General features: G+C 43.5%; 11 protein-coding genes and 1 tRNA gene. 7 read left to right on the top strand and 5 right to left on the bottom strand.

Going from position 1 to position 11139, the window contains the following annotated elements; translation table 11 throughout:
* Positions 1-258: Na+/H+ antiporter NhaC family protein (locus tag ACQ76V_RS13305; protein ID WP_441000995.1), on the top strand; the 258-nt coding region annotated here is incomplete at its 5' end.
* Positions 259-305: 47 nt separating this feature from the next.
* Here ACQ76V_RS13305 and mscL read toward each other — a convergent pair.
* The 4 genes from mscL to ACQ76V_RS13285 all read right to left on the bottom strand — a co-directional run bounded on the left by mscL (position 306) and on the right by ACQ76V_RS13285 (position 3472).
* Positions 306-761: a large-conductance mechanosensitive channel protein MscL gene (gene mscL, locus ACQ76V_RS13300; RefSeq protein ID WP_441000994.1), complete on the bottom strand. Its 456-nt coding sequence runs from the start codon at positions 759-761 to the stop codon at positions 306-308.
* A 124-nt stretch (positions 762-885) separates the two neighbouring features.
* The gene (locus ACQ76V_RS13295) at positions 886-1056 is read right to left on the bottom strand and encodes a hypothetical protein (protein WP_441000993.1); all 171 of its coding nucleotides are present in this window, start codon (positions 1054-1056) and stop codon (positions 886-888) included.
* A 100-nt stretch (positions 1057-1156) separates the two neighbouring features.
* A complete protein-coding gene (ftsH, locus tag ACQ76V_RS13290; protein WP_441000992.1) occupies positions 1157-3226 on the bottom strand; it encodes an ATP-dependent zinc metalloprotease FtsH in 2070 nt (689 codons plus the stop codon).
* A gap of 173 nt (positions 3227-3399) precedes the next feature.
* A tRNA-Lys gene (locus ACQ76V_RS13285) sits at positions 3400-3472 on the bottom strand.
* Between the two features lie 58 nt (positions 3473-3530).
* Between ACQ76V_RS13285 and ACQ76V_RS13280 the strand changes: the two genes are divergently transcribed.
* The 6 genes from ACQ76V_RS13280 to ACQ76V_RS13255 all read left to right on the top strand — a co-directional run bounded on the left by ACQ76V_RS13280 (position 3531) and on the right by ACQ76V_RS13255 (position 9981).
* Complete coding sequence (locus ACQ76V_RS13280) at positions 3531-4601, top strand: MBL fold metallo-hydrolase (RefSeq protein WP_441000991.1); 1071 nt, start codon at positions 3531-3533, stop codon at positions 4599-4601.
* Between the two features lie 166 nt (positions 4602-4767).
* Positions 4768-5166, top strand: a complete 399-nt coding sequence (locus ACQ76V_RS13275; RefSeq protein WP_441000990.1) for an HIT family protein — start codon at positions 4768-4770, stop codon at positions 5164-5166.
* Positions 5163-5597, top strand: a complete 435-nt coding sequence (gene aroQ / locus ACQ76V_RS13270) for a type II 3-dehydroquinate dehydratase (RefSeq protein WP_441000989.1) — start codon at positions 5163-5165, stop codon at positions 5595-5597. Before ACQ76V_RS13275 ends, aroQ begins: the two co-directional genes overlap by 4 nt.
* A gap of 49 nt (positions 5598-5646) precedes the next feature.
* Positions 5647-7119 (top strand): lipopolysaccharide biosynthesis protein, encoded by a 1473-nt coding sequence (locus ACQ76V_RS13265; RefSeq protein WP_441000988.1) that lies wholly within the window; start codon positions 5647-5649, stop codon positions 7117-7119.
* 107 nt (positions 7120-7226) lie between these two features.
* Positions 7227-8036 (top strand): LabA-like NYN domain-containing protein, encoded by an 810-nt coding sequence (locus tag ACQ76V_RS13260; protein ID WP_441000987.1) that lies wholly within the window; start codon positions 7227-7229, stop codon positions 8034-8036.
* A gap of 265 nt (positions 8037-8301) precedes the next feature.
* Entirely contained in the window at positions 8302-9981 is a 1680-nt protein-coding gene (locus ACQ76V_RS13255) for a formate--tetrahydrofolate ligase (RefSeq protein ID WP_441000986.1), read from the top strand.
* Between the two features lie 111 nt (positions 9982-10092).
* Here the strand turns inward: ACQ76V_RS13255 and mdh are convergent, their stop codons facing one another.
* Positions 10093-11049, bottom strand: coding sequence for a malate dehydrogenase (gene mdh, locus ACQ76V_RS13250; RefSeq protein ID WP_441000985.1), 957 nt, complete (start codon positions 11047-11049; stop codon positions 10093-10095).
* Between the last annotated feature and the right edge of the window lie 90 nt (positions 11050-11139).

Below are 11139 nucleotides of genomic sequence, written 5' to 3'. Positions count from 1 at the left end.
GTCGTATTTCCGGTAGCGATGCCGCTGGCCTGGACCATACTGCCTGATCCCTTTTTTATCACGCTTTGTTTTGGAGCTGTAGTCGGCGGCAGTGTATTCGGCGATCAGTGTTCGCCTATTTCTGATACGACGATTCTTTCGTCGCTGGCCACCGGCAGCGATTTGATGGATCACGTCAAAACACAGATTCCGTTGGCTCTTATGGCTGCAGGCATTGGTGCTGTGTTGTACACGGTAATTGTTGCAGTGTTTATATAATTTAATCTTCTTACATAACCGGAGAATTATAGAATAAGGTTATAAGGTTATGCTTCCAATTCCGCAGTACAATGGGGGCAGCGTGTAGCTTTTACAGGAATATCCGAAAAACAGAATGAGCATTTTTTTATGGATGGGGCTACAGGCTCAGGTTTTTCTTCGGGCCTTTTGAGTTTATTGATGTATCGAATCAAAACAAAGACAGCGAAGGAAACGATCAGAAAGCTTATAGCTGCATTTATAAATACTCCGTAATTTAAGGTGACGGCACCGACTTCTTGGGCAGAAGATATGGTAGCATAAGGAGGTGGAATACTTCCTTCCTTCAATACAACAAAAAGTTCTGAGAAATCAACCCCGCCCATCAATAACCCTAATGGAGGCATTAGTATATCTTTTACCAAAGATTGAACTACGCTGGTAAAGGCAGCGCCAATTATAATACCCACTGCCATATCTACCACACTTCCCTTGATAGCAAACTCTTTAAACTCTTTAAGCATATGACCCCCTCGAAAATTTAAATTATGGTATAAACATCTATTATCTATAAGGTTATGAAAATATTAGATTAATACCTACAGATGCATTTTTGGAAGGGGAGGGATAAGGAGTGTATGGTTTGATTTATTTTGGAATAATTGCAGAGATATCCTCAAAGTTCAGGTATACTTCTTCCATCTCTTTCCCATTGTCATCCTTAATTTCTACCTTGTCGAGTACGTCATTTAGCTCAATAGATCCGGCCTCAATATCTACGGTAACGCCACTCTCAAAAATTACTTTATACGTCGTCATAGTACTGTAGCTTTATGATACATTAAGTAATGATGGTTACACCATTACTTAATGCATTGAGAATCAAAAGCATTCAAAAAAGAGGAAGTAAGTACGGTTGTTACTCCTCTTCTTCATTACTACGATTAGGTTTTTTAGAGGTTTTCGTTGGTGAAGAGGTTTCTTGATCCTCCTCTGTAGTTTTCTCATCAGAAGATCCATCTTTCTCCGGTTCAGAAGTGATATCGTTGTTTTGATCTTCCTCCAGATTGGAAGTACCATCCTCCAACGATCCATTTAACCATTCCATGACTTTCTTGCCGGATACTTCTTCGTGTTCGATAAGTTCATCAGCAAGCTTGTCCAGAATATCTCTGTGTTCGGTAATGGTTGTTATGGCACGGTCATATGCCTCTTTGAGGATTCTAAGAACTTCCTCATCTACTTCCCGGGCCGTATTTTCACTGTACTCTTTGGAGCTGCCCATTTGTTCACCCAGGAATACTTGTTCGCGCTGACTGCCAAAGGCAATGTTGTTAAATTTATCACTCATCCCCCAATCGAGTACCATCTTACGGGCCAGTTTCCTGATTTGTTTGAGATCGTTTTCAGCTCCACTGGTAGAGGTATCAAAGATGAGATTCTCGGCAGCACGCCCTCCCATCATCACGGCCATACGGTCGAGCATATACTTTTTCTCGTATAAATACTTTTCTTTATCCGGCATTTGCATGGTCACACCCATTGCCTTACCGCGTGGTATGACCGTTACTTTATGGATGGGATCGGTGTTAGGTAACGTGGCTGCGACAATAGCATGTCCGGCCTCGTGGTAGGCTAACAATCTTTTTTCGTGATCGGTAAGTCTAATACCTTCACGCTTGAGTCCCATCATTACTTTGTCACGGGCTTGATCAATATCTTGTTGCTCAATGGCTTTACGTTTGTAACGTGCCGCAATAAGTGCTGCTTCGTTAAGAAGATTCTGCAAATCAGCACCGCTAAATCCGGGAGTCGAACGAGCAATTTCTTTAAGATCCACATCGTCCGAAACTTTCTTGTTTTGGGCGTGGATTTCCAGAATTTGCTCCCGATGTTCCTGTGTGGGTAGATGTACGGTAATCTGGCGATCGAAGCGGCCAGGGCGCAGCAACGCTTTGTCCAAAATATCAGGACGGTTGGTTGCAGCCATCACTACAACGCCTTCGTTTTTTTCAAAACCGTCGAGCTCCGAAAGCAGTTGGTTGAGCGTTTGTTCGCGTTCATCATGTCCACCACCAAGTCCGGCGCCACGTTTACGTCCAATGGAATCAATCTCATCAATAAAGATAATGGCCGGTTCTTTCTCTTTTGCTTTGTTGAACATATCACGAACACGCTTGGCCCCCACACCAACAAACATCTCCATAAAGTCGGAGCCGGTAATCGTAAAAAATGGTACTCCTGCTTCGCCGGCTACTGCACGAGCCAGTAGCGTTTTACCGGTACCGGGAGGGCCTACCATGAGTAAGCCACGCGGAATTTCGCCACCCAGTGAATCAAATTTATCTGGATTCTTTAAAAAGCTGACTACTTCCTGCAATTCGGTTTTGGCACCTTCAAGACCCGCTACATCATCAAAGGTTGTTTTGACCTTTTCTGCATCCTGTAGTTTGGCCTTGCTTTCACCGATTTTAAACATATTCTGTCCCTGCATGCGCATTTGCCGGAAGAATTGGAAGCCGATCATAATGAGAAAGATAAGTGGCAACCCCCAAAGTAAGACCGTCCACCAGTTGAAATCACTTTTGGGTCTTGTTTCAACGGTCACCTCATGCTCTTCAAGCATGCTCATCAGTTTATCATCCCCAAAAGAGGGCAGATAGGTATTAAAACTTTGATAGTGGGTAGTATCGTTCTCCGAAGCCTTGAGTTGTGTCGCTTCTTTAAGATCGCCGCTAACTTGATCACCTTGAATAACGACTTTTTTGACATTTTCAGAGGTGATCTGATTACGAAATTCACTGTAATCAATAGTAGGAGGACCTCCGAAAAGTCCACCGCTTTGGGAGCTGAATAACCAAAAGCCAAACAGTGCTGCTAAGACAATCCAGTAAAAGGTATACTGATGTTTGCCGCCAGGCCCCTGAAATCCTTTATTCTTTTTTTGATCGTTTTTGTTCGGGTTTTGCTGCTTCTTGTTTTCGGGCATAGAATCAGATTAAGTGAAATCAACTAAAGTTGGAATAAATATGTATCACATTCAACGAAAGTTAACGGTAGTTACATTCCAAGATTCTTTAACCGTTTTACTTTGAATTATACAAAAAAAGCCTCTGAGGCTATCAACCAGCAGAGGCTTAGAGAGAGTTTCATTGCATATTGTGAGTCGGGAGGGGATCGAACCCACGACCCACGCCTTAAAAGGGCGTTGCTCTACCAACTGAGCTACCGACTCTCGGGTTAAAAACAGATTCCAAATATACGGATTTACTCAAACTAATTTCAAGGAAAAAATGAGACAAAATTTTATTCCCATGGTAATCCAAATAAAGGGATGCGGAATTGGTCGATTGTATAAAAAAAATTGTACATTCAACGTATTTTCAAATTTTAAAATAACAAGCGTGTTGTACCCCGATAGCTTAAAAGAATATTCTATTTATCCTGTTAGGATTCCTACTCCATTTGCCGTGGGCGACGTTTTCAGCTACTTGATTAAAGACGAAAAAAATGTACTGGTTGATACTGGGCAATATGCTGACGATGCCTATGAGTGTGTTCGACACCATCTAAAAAAAGAGGGATTAACAGTCAAGGATATTGATGAGATTTGGCTTACCCACGGGCATCCGGATCATTACGGGCAGGCCGCCCGACTTGCCGATCGTGCGGGAGCAACGGTATTCGGGCATCCCCTGGAGCGTTCAAATTTTAGAGGAAACGATGATGCCGATTTATTTGAGGCGTTTTTTCGAAAGCATCACATTCCCCGAGATGATACTCAGATGATGATTGATCAGCTGGATTGGCTGCAGCAGTTTCAGCTGGCTATTGAACCTGAATGGATAGAAGAAGGTGCTGTGCTTAACAGCGGGGAGCTTTCATTTGAAGTGGTACATACTCCCGGCCATGCTCCCGGTCATGTGTCATATAAAAGTAACCGAGGGGTGATTTTTGGCGGAGATCTTTTACTGGGACATATCAGTACCAATGCCTTAATTAATTTTGACACGAAAACGGACCAGCGCAATAAAAGTTTATTGCAGTACCGCAAATCGCTAAAATGGATTCGTGAGCAAGGTGGTTTGGTACTGCCCGGTCATGGAGAAATTATAAAAAATGCTGCAGCGGTAGCAGAGCATCATCTTGGCGAACATAAAAAGCGATATCAGAAAATAAAGCAGCTGTTACGAAAGGAGTCGATGTCGTTATTGGATTTGTCACACCGTATTTTTGCTGATGCCATAAAACAGGGTGCCCTATTTTTGGTTTTGTCAGAAGTGCTGGGTTACCTGGACTGGGGAATTGATGAGGGTACAATTGAAGTTGATGAGTCGAATATGAAATATCGTGCTATACAGTAGCTTGGTATTGTGAGCAAAAATGAAAAATTATGGTCACAAATTTGACAATAAGGTAATCAATCGGGATTCTGCTAACTGCTAATTCTAACCCAACTACGCTAAGCTTTGCAGAGCAATCTGCTAACAGTATCTTTTACGAAGTCTGCGTATAGGAGAAATAACTGCTATGTCTACGATATTTACGAAAATAATTGAGGGGGATATTCCCTGCCACAAGGTAGCCGAAACCGAAGAACATATCGCTTTTTTAGATATTAATCCCATTGCCGAGGGACATACATTGGTGGTCCCCAAAAAAGAGATAGACTACTTTTTTGATTTGCCGGATGAGCTGATGCAAAGTACCATGGAGATATCCAGGCATATTGCCAAAGCTATCGATAAAGCACTCAATCCGCTTCGAACCGGTGTTATTGTACAGGGGTTGGAAGTGCCGCATGCCCATGTGCATTTGATTCCCTTATATAAAACCAATCAGGTGATGGCGCTGGGGCATAATGTGTCGGTGAGCGAGGAACGGATGATTGAGCTTAAAGAAAAGATTGCAGCTGAGGTATCTCTATGAAAATATCCGTTTTAAATGGTCCCAACCTTAATATGTTGGGCAAACGAGATCCCGAACAGTATGGGACCGATACGCTGGAAGATATTGAGCAGTTGCTTATCGACTCGTTTCCCAAGCACGAAATGACCTTTTTTCAGAGTAATTTAGAGGGAGAACTGGTAGAGGCTATTCAGGCGCTTATGACCAGTGACTTTGATGGGGCAATTGTTAATTTTGGAGGATTTTCGCACACCTCGGTTGCTATCCGTGATGCACTGGATTTAATTGATATACCTAAAGTAGAGGTACACCTTTCCAATATCCATGCGCGTGAAGAATTTCGGGAGCACACCCTTACGGGAGCAGTAGCAGATGGCATTATTACCGGCTTTGGGAAACAAAGTTATCTTCTTGGGGTACATGCTCTTGAGCAGTTAGTCAATGATGAATAATTCAAAATGTCATAGAGGGTATATAATACAGTTGAAATAATCGTATCCATTGAAAAAGCTTCGAGAACTACTTTCTGATACACTTATTTATGGGATTAGCAGCGTGCTGGCTCGGTTCATCGGCTACCTGTTGGTGCCACTGCATACCGATGTATTCAGCACATCGCAGTACGGGGTGGTGAGTTTAGTATATGCCGGGCTCGCGTTCCTGAATGTGGTTTTTACTTTTGGGATGGAATCAGCCTACTTGCGTTATGCCAAAGATCGAGACCAGGCCAAAAACGTCTTCAAAACGCTGCAGATGGGATTGGGTGCACTTTCCACGGTTCTGGTTGTGTTGCTTGTTTTTCTTGCTCCTGTACTGATGCCGGCAATGAGCTTGGAATCCACTGGAAGTGAGAGCCTTTATTGGATGATGCTTGGTATTCTCTGGTTCGATACCATGGTACTGGTACCCTTTGCCGAACTTCGGCTGGTGCGGCGCCAATGGTTGTTTGCCATATTTAAAACCGGCAACATTTTTGTTAATGTCGGCCTTCAGTTTTATTTAATTCTTGGGCTCAATTGGGGTATAGAAGCTGTTTTTTTTGCAAGCCTTATAGCCTCCGGGTTGACGGTCATTGCTCTCTGGATTGCGACAGCACCCATGCTTTCAGGCAATTGGGATACGCCGGTTTTTCGCGGAGCTCTTAAATTTGGATTGCCTTTTATTCCAGCAGGACTCGGTTATGCTATTAACGAAACATTAGACCGCTTTTTCCTTGGTAACTACATGTCACCGTCCACTGTTGCCGAATTATATAGTCCCGAAATGTCGCCAGACGATGTGGTTGGGATTTACAGTGCTTGTTATAAGTTGTCGGTGTTTATGCTCCTGTTAGTGCAGATGTTCCGGATGGCATGGCAGCCGTTCTTTTTGCGTGAGTCCGATGATCCCGATGCCCCCGAACTTTATCGCGATGTGTTTAGGTATTTTAACGTTGTTGCCGGAATCTGCTTTTTGGTCGTGGCCTTGTTTGCTCAACATATCGTCCAGATAAAAGTACCGGTGCTGGATGTCTATGTAGTAGGCGAACAATATTGGTCGGGATTAAGCATTGTCCCCGTATTATTGGGAGCCTACTGGTTTCAGGGCTGGTATATGAATTTTTCTGCCGGAATATTTATCGAGGAAGAAACCAAGGTGTTACCCGTTATTACGTTATTAGGAGCGGGAATAACGGTAGTAGCCAACCTTTTGTTAATCCCCAGCTTCGGTATGATGGGTTCAGCATACGCAACCCTTCTAAGTTATGCTTCAATGGCCATGATGCTCTACTATAAAAGTGTGCAAATATATCCCGTCAATTATCAACTTGGACGCACATTTTTGATGATGCTCATTGCCGCCTGTTCATTATATGCCTTGCCTTATACAATAGGATGGATGGAGTCGGAATGGACGAGTCGCTTCATAATGTTATTGGTAGGCGGAGCAGGAATGATCTTACTGGCGATGCCAAATTATTTATCTGATGAGTAAGACCAGATTTTTCTGGATAGTTAGAATTATAGATTGATTTACAGGAATACCTGTTCGGTTGAGAAATTATTGGATCAAATAATTTAAAACTATTTGGTGATATTATTATGAAGGGCAAAGTTGGTATTTATGTTGATGCAGTAAATGTAACAATGAACGGTGGATTTGGTCTTCGATATGATGTTTTGCGCAAGTTTGCTTGTCGAGACGGCATGTCGCCCTCACGGATGAATGTTTATCTGGCTTTTGATGAACGACGTGCCCAAGAGGATCAAGATTATAAAGATAAAACCACCCGTTTTAGTGAAGTATTGCGTGATTTTGAGTATAAAGTGATCAAAGAGCCGGTGCAATATTACAGGGATGAGGAGACCGAGGAGGTCATCACAAAGTCTACTGTTGATATGGATATGGCCGTGGATATGGTTACGCAAGCCGATGATCTGGATAAGATTGTGTTGCTGACAAATAATGGCAGTTATGTTAGCGTTGTAGATGCGGTTCAGCGCAAGGGAGCGCGTGTTGAGCTTGTCGGTTTTGATGATATGTCAGAAAGCTTGAAAAAAGAAACAGATGTTTATATTTCTGGCTATCTGATACCCGGTTTACTGCCGATCGAATCGCCCTATGGATGGGGTAAGCCAGGTTCTCGAGTACGTGGTGTTTGTTATGATTTTTCTCATGATGATGGCTACGGATTTCTTCGATTCTTGACGGATGTAGGAGAAAATCTTTGGATTACCGATTCCCGTTTTGAAGAGTCGCCCTACAGTACCGTTTTTGCACATATATCCCAGTTTGAAAATAATTTTGATACGGACTTTCTTCCCAGCCGTGACCTTATTTTCGAATTCGATCTGGTTGAAAATGAGAAAGGATTGGTCGCCGAAGATATTGTCTTGGTATCAGCTCCGTAAAGCGGTAACTGGTCTTAATGTATTGTTTTTTTGAGTTAACTGTTACCGGCCTTGCCGACGATAAAAAACGATCATCAGAAAGAATTAGGTGCTAAAAACATCTGATACCAGTTAATTAAATATTGCGCTTTAATACAATTCTTGTTAGCCTCATTATTAAATAAAATAAAAGACTCTTTTGTCTAATATATTGTTTGGTAAAGTGGCCTTGCATTGTCTGTTTAAAATAGATTAGGCAGTGAGTTTCAATTGAAAAAATATCATTATGGAAGAAAGTATTAAAATTGCACAAGATGCCCCTCTCAATCACATGCGTCAGTTTATGGCAGATCTTGAGCTGGATGAAGAGAATTTTGAGTTTTACGGAAAATACACCGGAAAAATTCGATTGAATGTTTTAGAAAAATTTAAAGATCGTCCCGACGGTAAGCTTATTCTGGTTACGGCAATGACTCCAACACCTGCCGGAGAAGGCAAGACGCTTACATCGATCGGATTAAGCCAGGGCTTGCAGAAGATTGGCAAGAAGTCGCTTGTGGCTCTTCGAGAACCGTCGCTTGGCCCGGTATTTGGGATCAAGGGTGGAGCGGCCGGCGGGGGATATTCGCAGGTAATACCGATGGAGCGAATTAATCTTCATTTCAACGGGGATATTCACGCTTTGTCGACGGCACACAACCTGCTGGCGGCAATGCTGGACAATCATATCTACAAAGGAAATGAGCTGGATATTGATGTGACGAATACGCTCTGGAACCGGGCGATGGATATGAATGATCGAGCCCTGCGAAATACCGTGGTTGGGCTGGGCGGAAAGGTAAATGGCGTGCCCCGTGAATCAAGCTTTTTGATTACGGCGGCCTCAGAAATTATGGCCATACTGGCGTTGGCTACTTCGCGCGAAGATCTGAAAGAGCGGCTTGGTAAAATTGTGGTTGGATACAACCGATCGGGCGAAGCGATACGGGCTCGTGATTTAGATGCCCATAAAGCGATGGCGGTAGTTTTAAATGAGGCGATAATGCCTAACCTGGTGCAGACACTTGAACACGTCCCGGCTCTTATTCATGCCGGGCCGTTTGCTAATATCGCCCATGGTACGAGCAGTATTTTGGGCAATAAAATTGGACTTAAACTTGCGGATTATGTGGTGACGGAGGCCGGTTTTGGAGCTGATCTTGGTGCAGAAAAATTCTTTGATATCGTTTGCCGGACCTCCGATATATGGCCGTCGGCCATAGTACTTGTAGCTACCTGCCGTGCAATAAAATATCATGGTGGTTTGTCAGTAGAACAGGCCCAGAATGGTTATGACGATCCAGAGGTTTTTGAAAAAGGGCTGGAGAATCTGCGGGCGCACATCGAGAATATGAAAAAGTTTAAGGCGCCGATTGTAGTAACCATCAACAAGTTTAAGGGTGATCGCCAGCACGAAATTGATCGCATCTATGAATTCTGTAAGCAGATGGGAGTAGAATGTGCAGCCCACGAAGGGTTTGCCAAAGGCGGTGAAGGTGTAACGGAACTGGCTGAAAAAACTGTGGATTTGGCCGAAAACAATCCCGATCCTGAAAAGGTAACACTGTATGATCTGGATGAGCCGGTCGAGGATAAAGTGGAAACCATCGCTACCGAACTATATGGAGCAAGTGATATCTATTTTGAGAAAAAGGCGCTTAAAAATCTTGCAAGATATAAAAAGCTTGGCTACGGAGATTTACCAATATGTATTGCTAAAACACAATCATCGCTATCAGATAATTCTTCTCTGAAAGGGGCGCCCAAAGACTTTACGCTTACGGTAACGGATGTTCAATTATCGGCTGGGGCGGGATTCTTAGTCATAATTTGTGGAAATATGATGCTGATGCCGGGTCTGCCCAAACGTCCTGCTGCAGAGGATATGGACGTGAATGATGAAGGGGTAATTACCGGTCTGTTTTGAGGAATCATTTGGCTTAGATGGGGTGAAATGAAAAAGGACTCTGCTATGGTCGGCAGAGTCCTTTTTTAAATGCAAGTAGTGAGGGCCTTACGTCCTCAAATTTATTGCGATTTATTTGTCCATCAGCTGACGGAATTCTTTAAGTACAGAATGTACGTGATCAGCCGACTCATCTAAAAGTTGTTGTTCTTCATCGTTTAAGTCAACCTCAATAATTTCTTTTATTCCGCCTTTGCCCAACTTAACGGGAACGCCCAAGAACAGATCCTCTTGCCCGTATTCGCCATTTAAGTGCGCAGCACAAGGGAATACGCGGTTTTGATCCAGCATAATCGCTTCGACCATCTGTGCGGCTGCAGCGCCGGGTGCATACCATGCTGAAGTTCCCATCAGGTTGACAAGCTCACCGCCACCGCCTTTGGTACGTTCGACGATTTCTTCGAGTTCATCTTCGTCGATAAATTGGGTTATGGGCATTCCACAAACTGTTGTGAAGCGAGGAAGAGGCACCATTGTGTCTCCGTGTCCGCCAAGTAGCAGTGCCTGAATGTCTTTTGGAGATACACCAATTTTTTCAGCAAGAAACGAGCGATAGCGAGCCGTATCCAAAATACCCGCCATACCCATTACACGGCTGGAATCAAATCCACTGGTTTCGAGGGCAACTTGTGCCATTACATCCAGCGGATTTGAAACCACAATGATGATAGTATTTGGAGAATGTTCAACTAATTGTTCAACAACGCCTTGAACAATATTTGCATTGGTTTCGAGCAGGTCATCACGACTCATTCCAGGCTTGCGTGGTACTCCTGCGGTAATCACGCAGACATCTGATCCGGCGGTGTCTTCATAATCAACCGTTCCGGTCAGCTTGGTATCAAACTGATGGATGGGCGATGATTCCCACTGGTCAAGCGCGCGTCCTTTGGAGGGATAAATTTTATCTCCGTCTTTCTCTTGCACGATATCCACCATTACCACTTCCTTGGCGAAATCGCGTTGGGCTACTGCCATAGATACCGTTGAACCGACATTTCCGCCGGCACCGACTACTGTTACTTTCATGAGACTAATAATTTTTGGGGATTAAAAATTTCAGGTTTAAGATACTATTTTATCTCCTGAATATCAGGTCTGCGAAGTGTTTAAGTGGAG

Origin of the sequence: Fodinibius sp. SL11 (assembly GCF_052060035.1) — a bacterium.
GTDB lineage: Bacteria > Bacteroidota > Rhodothermia > Balneolales > Balneolaceae > Fodinibius.
Note: the sequence above shows the minus strand (reverse complement) of the source record. Positions and strands in the feature narration are given on the sequence as shown.

Bases quoted from the DNA above. Each gene is read 5' to 3' on its own strand.
- ACQ76V_RS13255 (WP_441000986.1), top strand. From the start codon at position 8,302: ATGGAAGAAAGTATTAAAATTGCACAAGATGCCCCTCTCAATCACATG.
- aroQ (WP_441000989.1), top strand. From the start codon at position 5,163: ATGAAAATATCCGTTTTAAATGGTCCCAACCTTAATATGTTGGGCAAA.
- ACQ76V_RS13280 (WP_441000991.1), top strand. From the start codon at position 3,531: ATGAGACAAAATTTTATTCCCATGGTAATCCAAATAAAGGGATGCGGA.
- ACQ76V_RS13295 (WP_441000993.1), bottom strand. From the start codon at position 1,056: ATGACGACGTATAAAGTAATTTTTGAGAGTGGCGTTACCGTAGATATT.
- ACQ76V_RS13260 (WP_441000987.1), top strand. From the start codon at position 7,227: ATGAAGGGCAAAGTTGGTATTTATGTTGATGCAGTAAATGTAACAATG.
- ftsH (WP_441000992.1), bottom strand. From the start codon at position 3,226: ATGCCCGAAAACAAGAAGCAGCAAAACCCGAACAAAAACGATCAAAAA.
- mscL (WP_441000994.1), bottom strand. From the start codon at position 761: ATGCTTAAAGAGTTTAAAGAGTTTGCTATCAAGGGAAGTGTGGTAGAT.
- mdh (WP_441000985.1), bottom strand. From the start codon at position 11,049: ATGAAAGTAACAGTAGTCGGTGCCGGCGGAAATGTCGGTTCAACGGTA.
- ACQ76V_RS13275 (WP_441000990.1), top strand. From the start codon at position 4,768: ATGTCTACGATATTTACGAAAATAATTGAGGGGGATATTCCCTGCCAC.